Annotated in this window: 7 protein-coding genes and 1 tRNA gene; 5 read left to right on the top strand and 3 right to left on the bottom strand. The window is 32.9% G+C overall.

Going from position 1 to position 20,253, the window contains the following annotated elements; all coding sequences use genetic code 11:
• The first annotated feature begins 759 nt into the window (after positions 1-759).
• Together P856_RS00510 and P856_RS00505 are read left to right on the top strand one after the other, a co-directional pair.
• Positions 760-1,650: a sulfotransferase family protein gene (locus P856_RS00510; RefSeq protein ID WP_025300229.1), complete on the top strand. Its 891-nt coding sequence runs from the start codon at positions 760-762 to the stop codon at positions 1,648-1,650.
• A gap of 398 nt (positions 1,651-2,048) precedes the next feature.
• On the top strand, positions 2,049-4,334 hold the full coding sequence (locus P856_RS00505; RefSeq protein WP_227028673.1) for a glycosyltransferase family 2 protein: 2,286 nt from the start codon (positions 2,049-2,051) through the stop codon (positions 4,332-4,334).
• Positions 4,335-5,038: 704 nt separating this feature from the next.
• Here P856_RS00505 and P856_RS00500 read toward each other — a convergent pair.
• Positions 5,039-5,112, bottom strand: a tRNA-Met gene (locus P856_RS00500).
• A gap of 2,683 nt (positions 5,113-7,795) precedes the next feature.
• Between P856_RS00500 and P856_RS00495 the strand changes: the two genes are divergently transcribed.
• The gene (locus tag P856_RS00495; protein WP_025300227.1) at positions 7,796-10,882 is read left to right on the top strand and encodes a YhdP family protein; all 3,087 of its coding nucleotides are present in this window, start codon (positions 7,796-7,798) and stop codon (positions 10,880-10,882) included.
• 32 nt (positions 10,883-10,914) lie between these two features.
• Here the strand turns inward: P856_RS00495 and tyrS are convergent, their stop codons facing one another.
• Entirely contained in the window at positions 10,915-12,168 is a 1,254-nt protein-coding gene (tyrS, locus tag P856_RS00490; protein WP_025300226.1) for a tyrosine--tRNA ligase, read from the bottom strand.
• Positions 12,169-12,985: 817 nt separating this feature from the next.
• A complete protein-coding gene (locus P856_RS00485; protein ID WP_025300225.1) occupies positions 12,986-13,636 on the bottom strand; it encodes an alpha/beta hydrolase in 651 nt (216 codons plus the stop codon).
• 1,695 nt (positions 13,637-15,331) lie between these two features.
• Between P856_RS00485 and P856_RS00480 the strand changes: the two genes are divergently transcribed.
• Complete coding sequence (locus P856_RS00480) at positions 15,332-16,462, top strand: cysteine desulfurase family protein (RefSeq protein WP_025300224.1); 1,131 nt, start codon at positions 15,332-15,334, stop codon at positions 16,460-16,462.
• A 1,098-nt stretch (positions 16,463-17,560) separates the two neighbouring features.
• Positions 17,561-20,176 carry a DNA gyrase subunit A gene (gene gyrA / locus P856_RS00475; protein WP_025300223.1) on the top strand — a complete coding sequence of 872 codons (2,616 nt, stop codon included), beginning with the start codon at positions 17,561-17,563 and terminating at the stop codon, positions 20,174-20,176.
• Positions 20,177-20,253: the final 77 nt, after the last annotated feature.

Here is a 20,253-nt window from a genome sequence, read left to right as displayed (position 1 = left end):
TTAGTAGAATTTCTATGCCTAGCTTAAAAAACAAATGAAGATAATAAAAACCTTGTAAGCTGAATCGCAGGAAAATACAATAATTCAACTCTTAATTATAATGAAATTGCTATATTTCACAAGCATTGACAAATGATAGCGAACAATTACGTATTTAAAAATAAAATTGACAAATAAAATTTAGTTTTAAGTATCACTACACTTTTAAATTATCTAAATCAAGTCTAAAATACTGATGAATAAACTATTACAATAACCTATCAAATAACAAACAGCGTACCGCTATTGGGATAACCTAAAGAATAGCAAGTATGCCAACTTAATCTTATAATAAATTATAGTCTACTTAAACGTACTGAATTGTAATATTCATAAAAATTAAAAACCCAGTAATGCACTAAATACTTTTTAATATGATATACTTATCGATAATGGAATTGCTTAAAATGTTAAGCCACTCGTAAAGCATTCCATTATGTGCATAATACCAAAGCTAAAATTAAATTAAATCTTTAAGTGCTATAAATTCGCTAAACAGCATAAACCTTAAAAACTCTTACTGAATATAAAAAGTTTTTTTGAATTGATTATCCAAATAATCTTACATTTATACTAATTACATCGTCTATGAGAAGTAATTCTATTAATAATTTTAATTATTCAGTAATTAACGCAAAACTATAAAGCAAAATAAAAAAAAATTTTATGCATGATCAATCACAGATAATAAATAAATTTAAAGCACGTTTTGGATAGAAGATGCCTAAAACAAATTATTACCTTCAGGTTAACAAAAAAAATACAAATTTTCGTCTAAAATCCGAACCACAACAAACCGCTGTTATTATACTCGGCATGCATCGCAGCGGGACATCGGCTCTCGCACGCATTATCAATCTCCTTGGGGTTGATCTCGGTACGGACCTAATGGAAGGTGCTAAAGATAACAACGAGCGTGGTTTTTGGGAGCATAGAAAAATAGTCAATCGTCATGAGCAACTGTTCAGCGATCTTGGCATGAGCTGGAACGATATAAGAAAAATGCCATCGGGTTGGCTTGAGTATTCTGCTACTTATGATGCGCTCAATGATCTGCAATCAATTATATATGATGAGTTTAATACAGCTACTTTATGGGGAATAAAAGATCCACGCATGTGCCGCTTATTGCCATTATGGCGTAAAATATTAGCTGCATTCAAAATGAGAGTGACAGTTTTACACATGCTTCGTCATCCATTAGAAATTGCCTGCTCGCTTAAATGCCGTGATAAGATGTCATCCGAACAAGCGTTAATGCTGTTATTAAGATATCAAACTGAAGCAGTGTGCGGAAGCAAAGGAATAAGGCAATCTTGGACTAGTTTTGATCAGATACTAGCTAATTGGCGTGATGAAATTAGGCGAATTGATAGCGAGTTAAATTTGGGTTTAGTTCACCAAATGCATAACGCAACAGATAAAATAGAAAGTTTTCTTGATAAAAAGCTGCGCCATCATATTATAGATGATAAAGAGTTAAACATCGAACTCCAGTTCGTTAACTGGATTAAAAAATTACATAATGCTGTAATGCTGACAAATAACAATAACAGTATCAGTTACTTAACAAGTATTAAAAAAATCCAAAAGGAAATAAAATTGTGCTAGCTTACTATTTTGACGATACATTTATCCGTTTTTTAACCTTCAACAACGAATGGTTGATAATAAAGAGTATTAGAAATAGGAATTTCTAATACTCTTTATTATAGTTAGGCAATAAGAAGACTTCTGCTAATTTTACTCATTGTACTTATGAATGCAGCAATAGTATCTGTTTAACGAACAACTAATTATGCAGTGAATTCGATTAATAATAGTTAACAATCTCAGAGCGCAACAAGATAAATCAATTAAGCAAAATATAAAATTCGTAAAAGCTATAGATTCAATTTTAGAATTTATCTAAAAAACGTAATGCTTATACTTCGTAAATTTTATTATAAACTGACTATATGCTCTAAAAATAAATAATGTTACTAGGCAGACAAACTCTTTCGCTTATATTGAATGAAGCGAAAATATTGATCGCTCAATGTATATCTCAAACAACGTATACGCTGACCCCGGAAAATAACTGCAAAGTCAAGCACTCAGATGGAGATGTATGGGCTTTAACAAATGGTTTTCCAATGATAACGTTGCGCTCTAACAAAAAGCGAATGCCTGCTGGCTGGGTAAAAATAACCTACGAAATTGAGAATGATGAAAATTTTTTCACTCCGTATTTAGTCGCGGATGGTTGCTCTAGCATATCGAAAATTAACTGCAGGAATTTGTTAATATCCTGTACTAATAAGCATATTACATACTTTGTACGCCTACCAGATAAAGTGAAAAATTTGAGTATTAATCCGATGAACGGAAAAGAGCCTTTCGTAAAGAGCGCAATTACAGCCCGTGAAATTAGCCGTTTGGAACTTTTACTGGTAGTAGCGTACAAGGGCTATTCTTCCCACGGCATTCGAAAAATTATTCAACAAGTACAAGACATAAACATATTAGAATTAAAAAAATACCTAAAAAAACTACTAACTCCCAGCATGACATATTCCGCTTGGCGTAACAAATTCTATAATTTAACAGAATCTGAAAAAACGGCGATCCACGCTCATATTTTGCGTATGAAAGATAAACCAATTTTTTCAATAATAATGCCAACATACGATACTCCATCAGCACTACTGAAAAAAGCGATTAACAGCGTAAAAGCACAACTTTATGAGGACTGGGAACTTTGCATAGCTGACGATGCTTCTAAAAACCCAGAAATTAAATCGATATTAAAACAATATGCTGCTAAGGATCAACGTATCAAAATTACCTTTCGCGAAATTAATGGTAATATATCGGCAGCGAGTAATTCCGCTTTAGCTTTAGCTACTGGCGAATGGATAGTCCTGCTGGATCACGATGACGAGCTAACTATTGATGCGCTATATCGGATAGCAGCCAGCCTGGAGGACGATCCAAAAGCCGATGTTATCTATTCAGACGAGGATAAGATCGATGAAAATGGGCAAGTGTTTGATCCATATTTTAAACCTGAATGGTCGCCTGAGCTGTTCCTCTCGCAAAACATGATTAATCATTTAGCAGCTTATCGCCGATCATTGATGCAAAAAGCTGGAAAGTTTCGTGAAGGCTTCGAGGGCAGCCAGGACTACGATATGGCATTTAGAGTGCTAGAATTAACTAATACGAATAGAATACGGCACATTCCGATAGTCTTATATCACTGGCGCGCAATTAAAGGCAGTGTAGCATTGAATAGCGAAGCGAAGCCATATCACTGCAAAGCTGCTCGCAAAGCGGTTATCGAGCATATGGAACGCTGCAATATAAAAGCGAAAGTAATTACCGGTATTGATGGACTCAGTAATCGTGTGGTTCCGGCCTTACCTACCAAGAAACCACATATAACCATTATTGTTCTGACTCGCGATAAAATAGATATGATGCGCGTATTAATAGCAGGTCTGCTAAATAAAACTAGTTATAGAAATTGGGATCTAATTATTGTTAGTAATAACTCTCGGCAGAAAAGTACACTTCGATATTTAGCTAAGATAAAAAAAGATACGCGAATAACTATCCTTCAAAATGAAGAACCATTTAATTTCTCGCGTTTGAACAACCTAGCAGTAAGCAAATCGAAAGGCCCGCTGATATTACTGATGAATAATGACGTCGAGCCAATAAACAAGGATTGGTTAGAAGAAATGATTAGACAAATTCAACTACCTGATATTGGTGCAGTTGGAGCTAAGCTCTACTATCCCGATGACACAATACAACATGTCGGCATAATTACTGGTATTGGTGGTGTAGCGGGACATTTCAATAAGCATTTGCCGCGCGCAGCGTCAGGCTATTTCAATAGGGCCCGAATCATTCATAATGTTACTGCCGTTACAGGAGCATGTTTATTAACAACTCATAGTATATATAAGCAAATCGGTGGAATGAACGAGAATGACTTAAAGATAGCCTTCAATGACGTGGATTTATGTCTAAAAATCCGCTCTGTTGGGTATCGTATCGTAGTTACCCCTTATGCTGAACTATATCATCACGAATCCGCGTCACGTGGTTTTGAGGACAATGTGACGAAAAAAAACCGTTTTTCTAGCGAAATACGATGGATGCAAAATCGATGGGGTAAAATACTTGATGCTGATCCATATTTTAATCCTAATCTCAGCCTAGATAATGAAACTCCTACATGGGCAATCCCACCGCGGATTATCAATCCTTGGATAAGAAAAGACAAAGAAACAGTTAATGATTAATAGATAATACGCTCAAATAATATTGATTTTTATTAAAATTATTTTTTTATTGTAAATTTATTCATAACACAACTTAACTTAGTTTATTTATAACTTATTAAATATGTTGAGTTGAATAGTGTATATTCTTGAAAATTAAAGCGGCTAGCAAATTATTCACACTATATTAAGTGTCATGCTGTCGAAAATTCATTATTCTAAATTTTAATGTAACACATAGAACTTAAATTAGTTCCAGTAAAAATACAACGTATACAATAAGCAAGCTTTAGTAAAAATTAGATCCTGGTCTCAACAAGAAAAATCTTGCGTTTTTAATACATAACTTTTGGATTGCTTTAGCTATATACATTTAACTAAATATGAAGAGTAAACAAAGCAACCTTAACATTTATCTTCTGCCAAAGAAGCGTTAGCATCTTTTACAGCAACATAAATCTACCAATTTTCCTGCAAGAAAGGTTGCCTGTTTGATCTTCTTCGATCATTATACAAGCAGTTTGCATAGCCATACGCGCGTAACACTTTTAATAAAACCATTTTAAGTAGAAAGTTTTATAAATAACTAGTGTATATTACAAACTAGCTTCATATTGAACGCAACCATGATAGCAACTAATGTGTAAAATATAATACTTTAAAAATCTTATATTTTAAGAATAAAACAAGCTTATTATCTAATTTTATTACAATCCTAAAACTATTAGCGGAGGAGGGATTTGAACCCCCGCCACGCGAATTATGATTCCGCTGCTCTGACCAACTGAGCTACTCCGCCAAAGGATCATACACCTACAAGATAAAAGATAAATTTGTCAAGTTTTATATGATCAATAGCGTAAACTTTGGTCTTAGTTTAGCTTTTATTACATTTTTAGTATTTTAAGATATCTCTTTAAGCATACAACTAATTGCTTGCATAATAAAAAAGTCTGTTATTTATTTTGGCTATAAAAGTCAATTGCCTATCATGTTATATTGCTGATATCAAATATATAGTAAAATACTCATCTTATAAAAGAAATTAATCATAAATATCCATAGCATAAATATTAAATAAAAATGATGTAATTTTTTTAACGGTAATTGGTATTATACCAATAAATAATTTTTATTGTACATATCCTATATTTACTTAATGTAATGACAAAGATTATTTTTTTTGATAAAGAAAAAAAAGAGAAGTTAAATGCCTATAATTTATATTAATATAGTATACTAATTATCCATTCGGCGAACATAACACCTCTATTCTGCTCTATAATTTCAATCTTTCTAGAGAGAGATTGAAATTATTCCAAAAATTAATACCCGAGTCTATATGCAAGGTCCGCATAAAATTCTTTATTACACTTATCATTAAAGTGATACTACGGTAGATATCCTACTACTCACATTCTATATAATCACTTAAAATTATATAAGTTATATGATATGCAAGGTGATTTTTTAAAAAAATACTCGACTTAAAAAGAAGTTTGCATTCATGATATCGATAAATGGTAGCAGCTATAATGCTAAATTAAAAACATCAAAAATATTCATATTTAATATCAAACAATTATCTCCAATAAGCCTTAACTAGGTTATTAGTGAGTGTTTGATTAATCTTATTACTCTAATACTAACTGATATATTGATTGTTAGAGTAAATTTTTTACATAGATTCTCTACAAAGCAAAATCGCGCAATGGACTTATCATAAATCAAATATTCATTATAAAGAATGAATATTTGATTTAATAAAATGCATGATTACATAAGCAATATTATGATTAATGCCTGCAATGTGAACGCAATACCGATTAGACTAATCGGTATTTAATTAATAGATTCCATAAATACTGTAAAACTTATCATTAATACTTCCATATTATAGTTTTATTATAGTAAATGCAATAATACTCTAAGTATTATTGTTAATTTATCGCCATAAATAATTATCACTTTGATTTCTAGTGGATCATATCAAGATAAAAATACCTAACAATATGCTAAATTCATTCTAATTAATTATGATTAAAGCTAATAACCACCTAAAAACTTAATTATTCCTGATACACTAAATGATCTAAAAAAATCTTATTTTAATGACTTGATGGTATCGTTTACAGATTGTAGTAATAAGTCTCTTGATATTTTAGATTAACTATTTTAAGTGTAAAAACTTCTACCATAAGTTACTTAGCTGAAGCAGTCTTAGATCTTATGAAGAATTTCTATGCTAAAATGCATCATTCTGCTACAGTCAGAAGTAAAATTATTTAATAAAATATTGCACCACCATAAGTGTGCTCAACTAGGATAATAATATATTACACACCTTAAAAGAATTACTGGCACTTATGATATCAAATATCAATAAAATATTGATATTATTTTAAGAAAAGTATAAATAAATCAAAGCTTAAACAACTAAATAATAAATTTAATCCTTGGCAATATTTACATATCACCTTCTGGAATTTTAATTTCTGCTCAAGACTAGATTAATTTGATATATGCTTGCAAATTTAAAAGTTTTCTTGAGCAAGTCATAGTATAGATATTTACACTAGATAGCAATATCTATGCTACACTCATCGAGTCAGTAACTAAATACAAAATTACTTGAATAGGTGCTTTAGTTAAAAACGATAAGCGCAAGATCATGCACACACAAATTATTTCTGTAGTGATATTATCAATATACAAGACATATGATATCCATTCCTAGATTTTAAACAAAAAAAAGAAATACTATAAAATTGCTCCGTTGATAATATGCTTACTTACTATAATAAGAAAGATACAACAGCATCCAAAATTATTTTAACAATAGCATAATCAATATTAATAACTTTATCTACCTGACTACAAAATACCAAAATAAATTAATTTTTAACACAATAGAGATTAACAATCTGTTATTTTAGTATCCTACATTAATATTGTGGCTTAATGATAAAAATAAATTTACTAGCTTAAATATAATACTATATTAATTAATTAAGACATATATCAAAATTTATTGACCTGCTAATTTACACTATTATTAAAGACAAACTAAACTAGCTAATAATGTTTCGTTAACCTTCAGCAATTTTACTGTTCAGGCCCACATTCTTTGAATATTTAAAGAGTTTAAAATTAAAACGCTAATTGATTGTCAAGAGCAGCATACTCTAAAATTTAAATAAAGATATATATATTGTATTACTAAGATGTAGCAAGTATATACTACTGAAATAGTATATACTTGCTACATCTTACAGATGTCATTCTATTTTTATTAGCTATATTTTTCTATTTGCAGAGCGATGCTATTTCATCCTTGAAGGCCATGCATGCTAAACTTCTTGGCTGAGATAATACAACATAGCTTGTAACCCATCCAGCTTTATTCACCATAATAAATCAATACGTGAATTAATTAAAATATTGAGTCCAGAAAAAATCAAGTAGATTCTGTTTAAAAATCAATGATTTTTATTATAGAACTTTTTATTAATCTATTTATTTCATTAGCAATTGGGATTTATGCATTTGTTTGGTTTTTCTCTAACCGAGAAATTGAGATTAATTGGGTGCGAACCTATCTAGAAAATGCTCTGAGCGGTACATGCTGTGGAATCACAGCACAAATCAAGAAAGCTAGTATACAAGTTAATATTCAGGAAAGAACTGCCGATCTAATTGTCAAAGATATAGTAGTTTTAGGATATGATGGTCTAGTACGCACACTAATCAGAAGTATTTCGATCGGATTCAATTCTGAAGCATTATTGGCGGGACGTATAAGGCCTAAATACATTAACATAATTAATCCAACTATTGATATAGTAAAAAAAACCAATAAAAATCTTAGCCTAATAAACAACAAACTCCATGCTTGTAAGTCAAGTGACTCGTTGAATTTAAATACTATTCTTAAATTGATACTAGGGCAACGATCAGCTACAGGGATGCTTTATTTTTTAAGAGAAGCGAGATTTAGCTGCGCTCATATTCGATTAGTAAATGATCCACTTACGCAAACTGAAATCCTAGCCAAAATATCTGGCAATATTAAATTGTTTTCCAATCGTGCATGCTTTCACGTAAAAGGGTATACAAAATGGTCTAATTCAACGACTAGTCCAATTTTATTGTCTGGGAGCTATCAACCAAAAAATAACTTTGTCGCTGCTAAACTGCAGTTCGGAATAGTATCAGCAGTAAACTTAGGGAGATTTAAGCCTCAACTAAGAGAAATATCCTGGATAGTTCTGCCAATTTCGGGTACAGTAAAAGCGAATTTCGCGGTAAATAGCAGCACTCCAGCAATCAACGCTAACCTCAACTTTGGCGCAGGCAAGATAAATGTTTTTGAAATAAATCCGCTTCCGCTAGATTTTTCAGGAGGTAGCCTTACTCTAAAAATCACGCCAAACGCTAAACAAATCTACGCTTATCTTTTTCTAGAGATCAAAAAAGCATTGCTGACAATCAAAACACAGGCAATTCGAGATCATTCTGGTTACGCAATAATTATAAACACAGCGATATCTAATTTTGCTATTAGTCTGATTAAAGATTTTTGCCTATTTCAACTGCCTGACAAATCCCGTAAATGGATTACTGACAATCTCGTCAATGGTAAAATTACAAATGCCAATGTGTTCGCTAGAGGCTGGATCGATAGTACTAAGCCCAGTTTGCATAGATTAAAGATCATGTATGGAAAAATACAATTTCAAGGAGTAGATATTTACTATTGTCGTCCATTACCGCCAATCATTAACACAGAAGGTTCAGCAAAATTTGACGCCAACAGCATAATAGTTAATCTTCAAAGTGGGCATTTGGAAAACTTTTCATTGAAATCCTTTAATATTGCTATACTTAACCTAAACCAAAACAAAAAAGAATTTGCTCATGTTGATGCGACTGTCCAAGGGCATATTCGAGAAGCTTTAAGATTGCTGGCTTTAGCATACCCTAATAAAATTGGTAAAGATACACAAAAAAATGAAGGTACTTTTATCGCTAAGATAAAACTAGATATTCCTTTGATAAATAATATAAATATAAATAACGTAGGCCTTGTTGTATCTGCCAACCTAAAAAAAGTTATGATCCCTAATATTCTAAACGGTAAACCGTTATCGGAAGGTGATTTAGAGTTAAATCTTGATCGTGCTGGTATGTGCATTACAGGGAAAGCAAAAATCGGCAAAATCCCAGTTGTACTGAAACATCATGAGCTATTTCAGTCAAAAAGCTCATTTCGATCTCGTTCTTATATAAGTGCCATTACTGATGCATCCAGTTTTACCACATTTGGTCTAGATCTAAGCACTTATGCTACTGGCCCTATATCTCTAAATGCTTTAATATTAAAGGATTCATCTGACAATGTCACAGCGACAATTGAAGGTAATTTACAATCAACCTCAATTGTCGCTTCTGAACTTGCCTGGTCAAAACCAATTGATTCCAAAGGAAGCTTTCAAATATCTGTCACGCGCAAGAAAAATGGCATATTAAATATTCCTAGATTTGAGTTTCGCGCACATAATTTATATGTAGCTGGCAAGGTTGCCTTTTATAGCGATGGCAAAATAAACACTGTGCTGTCAGCATTTTGCTTAGGTCGTACAAAAGTGACAGGCGAAATAGAACGCCAATCAAACGGTAATTTGAAAATTTTTCTCAAAGGTCCAAGCATTGACTTGCTACCAATCTTAAAAATAAAACATAGCCAACATAATATATTAAACTTTAATGGACAAAAAGTAGAAGCAACGCTTGCTGCTAATAAAATTTATCTAATTAAAGACATTAAATTAATGCCAGGAGTACTAGCAATAAAGCACAATGGAGTTAGTATAGATAATCTTAGCTTGATGGGAGACATTAATAGCAATCCAGTGCATCTTGTAATAGAAAAGAAACATGGCAATCAACTTTTGACAGCAAAAACTAATAATATAGGTAGATTTTTTAATGCAATAGGTATTACTCAATCAATTAAAGGCGGCCAATTAAGAATCAATGGTATAATTATTAAGGAAGCACAGGACAATGAAATGGATTTAATTATGCGAATTGATAATTTCTATATCGTTAACCCTCCATTTTTTACCCAACTTTTGTCCTTAGGATCCTTCAGTGGATTGCTCGATACAATATCAGGAAATGGTATACGTTTTGCTGAAACTACAGCGCATGTATTGCTTACATTGAATAAGATTCAAATTAAGAATGCAAGTGCTTGCGGATCTGGATTCAAGATAGAGATTAATGGCTCAATTTACTGGCCAAGCAAGGTTATAGATATAGCAGGCCTGATATCTCCATCCTATTCAATATCTAAAGTAGTTAAAAAAATACCACTAATTGGTAGACTAGTAGCAATAGGTAATAGTATGCTAGAAACACACTTCATTGTGACAGGTAATCTGGAAAATCCAAAAACAAATATTAATACTCCTTTTGCGTTAACTTCAAAAGTTTTACATAATATGCTAAAATTGTCAAAATATCAGCTTGTTGAATTTCTTTACCTTCTTTTGCTAAGATGCTAAACTAAATGTGAAGGCTATATTCTATATTTTAATTATACCGCCTGCAATAGCGCATGAAGCTTCTTCCCAGCAGATATTTTAACAAATCCTGCATTATTAATTTCCTTACCCGCTATTATAGCCGATTCGTTTAATATCGTCGCATTATTGATACGAGCGCCACCAGCACGAATTAATCTTCGAGCTGCACTCTTGGAACTAGCTAATCCAGCGTAAACTATAGCATTAACAACAGATAAACCTGCTTCTATTTTCCTGCGATCAATATCCACTTTTGGTAGTCCTTCACTAATAGCTCCAACGTCAAAAGTACAGTGAGAGATTTCAGCAGCCGCATTAGCGGCTATCTGACCATGACACATTCTAGTTACTTCATTAGCCAGTATTTTCTTAGCTTCGTTAATCTCTGCTCCCCCCAAAACCGCTAACCTTGATACTTCATCTAGCGGTATTTCCGTAAAAAGTTTTAGGAACCGAATAACGTCAGCATCTTTTATGTTGCGCCAATATTGCCAAAAATTATATACACTAAGTTTTTCCTCGTTTAGCCAAACAGCACCTTTCGTAGTTTTTCCCATTTTTGCTCCAGAAGAGCTGCTAATTAGAGGTGAGGTAAGTCCATACACCTTATTATCGTTAACTCGACGAATCAACTTAACACCATGAACAATATTACCCCACTGATCAGATCCTCCCATCTGCAACACACAACCATATCGCCGATATAATTCTAAAAAATCATAAGCTTGTAAGATACTGTAATTAAACTCAAGAAAACTTAGCGAATATTCACGATCTAATCGAAGCTTAACGGATTCAAATCCAAGCATTTGATTCACAGATATATAAGATCCATAGTCGCGTAAAAACTTAATATACTCCAGCTTATCAAGCCATTCCGCATTATCAACCATAATAAGATTATGGGAGGCTGCACTTAAGCTGAGATACTTATTAAGTATATTTTTTATATTTAATTTGTTATTGCATATTTCTTCTTCGCTCAGCAGCTTGCGTTTATTAAACTTAAAAGAGGGATCACCTATTTTTGAAGTACCTCCTCCAATCAATACAATTGGTTTATTCCCAGTTTTTTGCAGCCAACGTAGCATTATAATCTGTAGCAGCGAGCCAATATGCAAACTATTGGATGTGCAATCAAAGCCAATATAAGCTGCAATTCTACTGCCTGTTAGTGCTTGATCAAGAGCTTCTAGATTAGTGCATTGGTAAAGCAATCCACGCTCCATAAGCACATTCAGATAATCTGATTTAGGTACAGGCATAGTTAAATCCTGATTTTTCATTAGTTTATTAAGGAAATCGCTGCACTACGACTGACAAAACTAGGATATATTAGTTGCAAGATATTTCTATTAAAACCAATACACATAATTATAACTTATGCCATTATTATATTCAAACTAAAGAACAAATAATTAAATAATTTTTTTAAAAACTTAGTTTTGCACTTAATGTAGTGGGATAATTGTAGGGAGAGTAGTAAAATATTTATTCGATCTAACTAATTAATTTTTAATTAAAATCATTAATCTATAACTATAGATATTTGCATGAATATGTTATAATTTATACTTATAAATGCCTATAAAGTCCCCAGATTGCTTAGTTTAAGCCAAATAGATAATAAAAAAAGACTACTTGCAAAAATACGATTGTTGTAATCAGTTAGGCTAATGTATCTTAACTAAAAATAAATCAATTATTCCAACACATCAATTAATTTTCTACAAGATAATTAGCTAAAAATAGATTAATTATTATGCAATAATTACGAAAAATATATCAGCATTATACAAAAACCATTTCTAAAAGTGTCGTTATAATTATTGCTCAAGGCAGCAAAAGTACGAGTATTGCGTTATTTTTTTTATATGAATATAAACCTGAAGATTAGGAAAAAATAACGCATAAAATTCCTTCTCGGTAATATGCTCTAATCAATTTAACTAGCTCTAAATTTTAAGTGTGAAACATAACGTGCTATAATAATTTAGATTCCCTGCTTTAGTCTTAGCTATATCGTTGTCTTATAGAGTAAAAATATATATAAACCAAGAATTAAAATATAATAGTTAAATATTAAGTAGATATTTCTCTAATATTCTTATCAAGATAAGAATTAACTGTCTGAGTAACATTAGATATCTGCGAATCAAAAAAGTGATTAGCACCTTTTATCACTCTATGACTGATTTTTATGTCTCTTTGCATTGAAAGTTTATCCACTAACTTCTTTACCAAATCAGCGGATACTATATCGTCTTTATCTCCGTTAATTACCAATCCTGATATTGGACATGGAGTAAGGAAGGTAAAGTCAAACAGATTGACAGGTGGGGCAATCAGCACAAAACGGTTGATTTTTGAATATCGCATTAATAGTCTCATTGCAATCCAAGCTCCAAATGAAAAGCCAGCGATCCAGCAAGATCGAAAATTTGGATTATTGCTTTGCAACCAATCTAAAGCGGAAGCTGCATCAAATAATTCACCATCTCCGCCTGCATAAACACCATGCGATCGACCAACTCCCCGAAAATTGAATCTTAGAGTAGAAAATTCACGCGCAGCAAAGGTCTTATATAAGGAATATACTACCTTATTATTCATTGTACCTCCATACTGCGGATGCGGATGTAAAATCAGGGCAACCGGTGAATCTTTTTTTTTACAATTTGAATAACGCGCTTCGATTTGACCTTTCGGGCCCTTGATCATGATCTCAGGCATTTCTCATCACCTCTTTCGGGCTACAAAGCTTAAAATCAAAGCTCATAAAGTAATTATTGATGTTTTCATGAGACGCTGCGTATAATATTTTTAAAATAAAAGATAGTATTCTTAATCTAAAATTTGGTTAATTTATCTTCTTAAATAAAAATAGACACAAAAACTAAACATTCTTATTATATATAAAATCACATTTTAAATTATTAATCATTTTTTGTTTAACACAATACCCTCCTATATACCTCAGTATATTGTTGTTATTTTGATTGTACAATTTGTATTACGAATTACACAAAAATATATGATAAGTAAGATAATAAAAAATTTATAAGGATAGAACTTAACGTACATTTAATATGATTTGTATAGGCCAGCATAAAATGCAACAATAATTTTACGCTTACAATTAAATATTCGCTCAAAGACAGTCGACTAGCAGGCTTTTGAATAACAAAACAACTTATTAAGAGATTTTTATTAAGTTTTTAGTCATTAATTATCGAAGCATACTTATCTATAAGGCAATCATATACTTATCTATAAGGCAATCATAAGCGGAATACCTCGTAAAAATACTTGATTATCCAAGCGAGTTAGCAAAATATGCTGCGATAGCAATCGTTGTATGAAATCATAAAAACTTCTTTAAGTTAGATCTACTCGCTAACAAATATAACAACAAGAATAATCGATAAGATTATTTGTTTCTAAAGAAAAGAAATTGCCGAATGTAATACAGTTGTAAGTACTATTTGATCTCAGAAAATATTTAAAAGGTAATTATTTTTATTCATTAAGTCTGTGCTTAAGAATTTTTATTGTTCACAATTAACCTAAAGTCAAATAGGTAAATGTATGATCAATTCATAATTCTTTAAAATATCTTAATTAAAACACCTGTCTTGATCAAATCATTTAAAGTTAAAGCAAGATACGTAATATTACTCAACGTAATATTACTCATCGATAATTTTCTCAAAAAAGCATTCTATATATAAGGTTAATAGCAAAATAAATGCCCTTTGTAAAATAACCTGTTCTCCCCTTAATAATACTAGATTATAAACTTATTGATAAAAATACTTAAAACGTACATAACATTGCTATTTCCTACAACGTATTTCTATTCGTTTTTTTATTAGCCTTAGCTCTAAATCAAATAAACAATTTCGTAAATATTCCGATTAGTATAATCCCGCAAAACTTAATTCAAATAAAAGAGAGATCAGGTGTCATAACAAAACAATATCTTTTTTTAAATGTCATAAAATATTTAATTTAAATTATTAATCTCACCTAATATCATTGCGTATAATATACTAAACGATAAACACTTCCAATTTATCAAATTAATAAACCAAGTTCATAATTTAAAGACTTTATCTAAAAATACATCACTAATTCACCAATCGAGTAACATGATTAAACCATACAATTAGTAAGTATTTCATCTAACATATTTTATTAAATATTTAACGTTTAATCAGATTATAATTAAAGAAAAATATGATTCTCATCTAAGTAACCAAATTATCAATCTTCTTAACCTTTGCTAAATACTAATTTACAATAAGTTTATTGGATATCATTATTGACTACTCGCATAAAATCAAATAATCTGGAATAGATCAAAGTCTTAACACTTAATATCAGTAAATTACATGCTTAAAATTATAAGTTAAATTCAATTACGTCATGGTTTGTTATTTAGATTATAACGCTACCTCTCCCATGCGTTCATGCGTCATTGACGCTATGATAGAAGCTGCATATATCCACGGCAATCCATCTTCTGTACATGCTGCAGGTCGAAAAGTTCGTAGTCTTATAGAATCAGCTCGCAGCTCTATAGCTTCAATAATTGGTAGAGCAAATGATAACCTTATTTTTACATCCAGTGGAACTGAAGCTGACGCATTAGCAATTCGAGGTCTTAAACAAAATAATGTATTAGTTTCAGCTATTGAGCACAATGCTGTGTTAGCTGCCGCTTCTTGCGCAAAGCAAATACCCGTTAGCAAAAACGGCGTTGTCGATCTAGCAGTTTTAAAACAGCTATTGACTACTTACAAGCATGGATTGGTTTGTGTAATGTGGGCTAATAATGAGACTGGTGTAATTCAGCCAGTAGATGAAATTGCTCGTCTAGCTCATAAAGCTGGTTGGTTGTTGCATGTGGATGCAATTCAGGGTGTGGGTCGGCTTGACCCAATAGCTATCGCAGAAGCAGATTCTATAGCGCTCTCCGCTCATAAGATTGGTGGTCCACCTGGTATTGGTGCCCTTTTGATCAAAAATGGACTAACTCTCTCTCCAATTATTACCGGAGGAGGACAAGAGCGTGGCTGGCGTGCAGGCACTGAAAATAATATCGGCATTATAGGTTTTGCTAGGGCTATAACAGTAGCAGAAGAGGAAAGAGCAACAGAAACGATTCGTCTAACAAACATGCGTAATAAAATTGTAACTGCGGTGTTAAAACGCGCGCCAGAAGTGCAGCTAATGGGAATTCGAGCCGAATGTCTTTGTAACACTCTTTCTATTGCTTTGCCTGGAGTTGCTGCTGAAGAACAGGTAATAGCATTAGACCTAGATGGCATAGCTGTTAGCGCCGGATCAGCATGTTCCTCAGGTAAAGTAAGGCGATCGCACGTTCTCAACGCTATGTATCCAAACAATTCGATTGCCGGTCAAGCAATTAGAATAAGCTTGGGTTGGGATACCACTAGCAACGATATTGATCAATTTTTGCAATTCTGGGGAGTAATGCGCGACCGCTATATGAGATTAATAGATAGCGCTGCATATAGAACATGCAAATCATAAATTTCTATTTACCTAGATCAGTACGAATAATTAAGAATTATGTTATTGTTTTTATAGTATCAATTTGAATGTTTGCGTTTATTCGCGGATTCTATAAAAATTTTATGATACATATCCAGCAACGATTTTTTCTCAACTTTATTTCCTTAATTCTTGTATTAGTAAAAATTTATAAAATGAATTATATTCAAAAATAAATATTTAGTAATGAATAATAAATTGATTGTAAAATAATATTAACATACAAATAAAGTAATTTTTAATTAATTGTTAATTATTTAATAAATATTAATATCCATTTTCAAAAAAAAATTAATATCTCAAATTAATTTAGCAAATTATCATAATAAGCCGAGATACATCTGCCCCGTGATTATAATATCAATATTATAAAAAATTTTTGTTAATTTTTATAATATTAATTTAAATAAAGTTAATTTTATTAGCCATCCACATAATCGTAAATTCTTACGTTGTTAAAGAATAAATTATGTACTACAGCAAAATGTTTTTTTTATTCTAAAAAATTTTATTCATAACATTCTAGAGTAACTTCAAGATAAACAATATTAATCTATATTAATAAGAAAAAAATTAGACAAAATAAGTAGTTGACATCAAGCCTATTGTTGCTTAGAAAGCACATAGTACTTAACTATTGTTAATGATGCTAATCAAGAAAGTAAATAAAAAAAAAATGATTCTGCTACAAATTAGTAAATCTTTTTATTAAAGTGTGATTATCATTGCAGATTAATCTGTTTTAGAAAGAAAATTAATTGCCTTAGTCAACTAAACATTATTTGTAATTGTGCTCGGCTCGGGAAATATTCAGCTTGAGGAGTATTCTCAAATTAACTCTTTACGAAGAGTAAATAATCAACTTAAGTTATTATCATATCGCTGGTAGATTTTTCCGGTAAGGAAGTACAATTATTTTTAACTAAAACAGCTAACGATTTATAGTACTTTTGTTTTTCTTATTTGCGCTGTTACTGTGATATTAAAAATTAATTTTATACGTACGGTATCAGCGATTTTAATCTCTTTCTAATAACTTATTGACATCAATCGAAACTTAAGATCGGAATTTATTGGTTGTCTTACACAACTCCCGGTCCGCATAGCGTCCTACCTGTCTCTATCGAAGACGAAATGCTACGCTCGTATCTTGATTACGCTATGAGCGTAATTGTTGCTCGAGCGTTACCAGACGTTCGCGACGGTCTGAAACCGGTACATCGCCGTATTCTATACACTATGAAAGTAGGTGGATACGATTGGAATCATCCCTACCGCAAGTCAGCAAACATTGTGGGTGCGGTAATGGGAAAGTACCATCCTCATGGCGATAGTGCAATTTACGATGCTATGGTCCGTATGGTGCAAGAATTTTCCATGCGTCTACCACTAATTGACGGCCAAGGTAATTTTGGCTCGATGGATGGTGATCCAGCAGCAGCTATGCGCTATACTGAAGTGCGTCTTGCTGAATCAGCCGAAGGCATGCTCCGTGATATTGATAAAGAGACTGTTAACTTTGTCGCTAATTATGACGATACTACAGAAGAACCTTCGGTACTTTCGGCAGAATTCCCAAACTTACTGGTAAATGGTGCTGGTGGAATTGCCGTAGGTATGGCTACTAATATTCCCCCGCATAATCTAGGTGAAGTAATCGACGCGTGCTTAGCGATGGTTGACAATCCTGATATCACTGTAGATGAACTTATGTTGCATTTACCTGGACCAGATTTTCCTACTGGTGGTTTGATTCTTGGTCGTGCTGGAATAAGAGATGCTTACCATACCGGCCGAGGCTCAATAGTATTGCGTGGAAAAGCAGAAATTCAAGAAATCCGCAAAGATCGTATGGCTATCGTCGTTACTGAAATCCAGTATCAAGTTAATAAAGCACGTATGATTGAGCGCATTCACGAAATAGTTCGAGAAAAAATAATTGAAGGAATCTCCGCTTTACGCGACGAGAGCGATCGCGAGGGAGTACGCGTTGTCATTGAGCTTAAACGCGACGCGATACCTGAGGTCGTTCTTAATCAGCTATACCGCTTTACTCCACTGCAAACAAGTTTTAGTGTAAATATGTTAGCCCTAAATTCTGGCTGTCCAGAACAAATGAATCTTCGTGATGTGATCTACACCTTCGTTCAGTTTCGAGAAGAAATGATTACGCGGCGAACCCGCTTTCTACTACGCAAGGCTAGGGATCGAGCGCATATTTTAGCTGGTTTAATGATCGCTATTACAAACCTAGATTCGATAATCGAGCTTATTCGCTTATCAGCCAATGCTGATGAAGTTCGTCGGCGCTTGTGTGAACGGCCTTGGCCAGCAGGTGATATCGCTTCATTCATAAATTTAATTGATGATCCGAAACACAAAGTGTTTGACGATGGAACATATATTCTATCTGACATTCAAGCACCTGCAATTCTCGAACTACGTCTACAACGTCTCAGCATGCTCGAACGCAGCAAGATGATTAAAGAAGCAGAAGAAACATCTTATAAAATTAATGAGTTTTTAAATATTTTAACATCTCGTCAACGATTGTTAGAATTGATGCGTCAAGAATTCATGCAATCCAAAAAAAACTGGTCTAATCCACGTCGCACTAAGATCGAAGAAAACGAATTCGAACACGACGTCGAGAATTTGATACCACGCGAGGAAATTGTAGTTACTGTCAGTCATGCTGGCTACATAAAGCGTGTTCCGTTAGTTACTTACCGAGCTCAAAAACGCGGAGGCAAAGGACGATCTGGAATGTCAACTCGAGAAGAAGATGTAGTGAGCCAATTGTTTATAGTTAATTCACACGCATCAATCTTATTTTTTACATCCCTCGGTCAGGTATATCAAATTAAGGCCTACCGTCTACCGGAAGGTACTCCACAGTCCCGTGGTCGACCTATGATCAATCTCTTGCCTCTAGCAGATGGGGAGTGGATACAAACTATTATGCCAATGCCGCCTAATAAAAAAAGTTGGGACAAGCTTTACATAATGCTTGCTACTGAAGCAGGTACCGTGCGTCGTAATGCACTCAGTGATTTTACTAATATAAGCAAGAGCGGAAAACTTGCTATGCGGCTAAAAGAAAACGATCGCCTTATTGGCGTTATGCCTTGCAGTGATGCCGATAATGTATTCTTAGCAACCAGTCACTGCAAAGCGATACGTTTTAGAGTAAAGGATGTGCGAATATTTCATAGTCGCACATCCTTAGGTGTACGCGGAATCAAGTTGACTGGCAAAGACAAAGTTGTATCTATGTCAATACTACCTTGCTTTGAGGCCAGTAAGGCTGGCGGTAAAGAAGATAACATAAAAACAGATAAAGTTTATCGCAAACACATTCTTACAGTTACTACTAAGGGCTTCGGTAAACGAACTCTGATCAACCACTACCGCCTTACTAATCGAGGCGGTACAGGGATCTCTAATATCACTCTTACCGACAAGAAAGGATTAGTCGCCGGTTCTTTTCCAGTGCGCGAAAAAGATCAGATTATGGCAGTTACCGATAGAGGCCAAATAATTCGCTGTCCCATTAGCGATCTCCGCGAAACTAGACGTCAAACTCAAGGAGTTTATGTCTTCCGGGTAGCCAAAGAAGAAAATATTGTATCTGTCTCATTAGTTGGCGAGACTGCTGAGGAAAATATAGTATATGATGACTTAAGTAAGTAAAAGCATTTTTATTTAATAAATAAATAACGGAAATATCAAATATTAGATAATATGTCACTGACATAAAAAATAAATAA

The sequence above is a fragment of the Candidatus Endolissoclinum faulkneri L5 genome (genome assembly GCF_000510265.1).
Classification (GTDB): domain Bacteria; phylum Pseudomonadota; class Alphaproteobacteria; order Thalassobaculales; family Thalassobaculaceae; genus Thalassobaculum; species Thalassobaculum faulkneri_A.
The sequence above is the reverse complement of the archived record's forward strand: the minus strand, read 5'-3'. Positions and strand labels throughout refer to the sequence as shown.

What these genes read in the sequence shown, in the direction of transcription:
- tyrS (WP_025300226.1), bottom strand. Translation starts at nt 12,168, where the DNA reads ATGCCTGTACCTAAATCAGATTATCTGAATGTGCTTATGGAGCGTGGA.
- P856_RS00495 (WP_025300227.1), top strand. Translation starts at nt 7,796, where the DNA reads ATGATTTTTATTATAGAACTTTTTATTAATCTATTTATTTCATTAGCA.
- P856_RS00480 (WP_025300224.1), top strand. Translation starts at nt 15,332, where the DNA reads ATGGTTTGTTATTTAGATTATAACGCTACCTCTCCCATGCGTTCATGC.
- P856_RS00485 (WP_025300225.1), bottom strand. Translation starts at nt 13,636, where the DNA reads ATGCCTGAGATCATGATCAAGGGCCCGAAAGGTCAAATCGAAGCGCGT.
- P856_RS00510 (WP_025300229.1), top strand. Translation starts at nt 760, where the DNA reads ATGCCTAAAACAAATTATTACCTTCAGGTTAACAAAAAAAATACAAAT.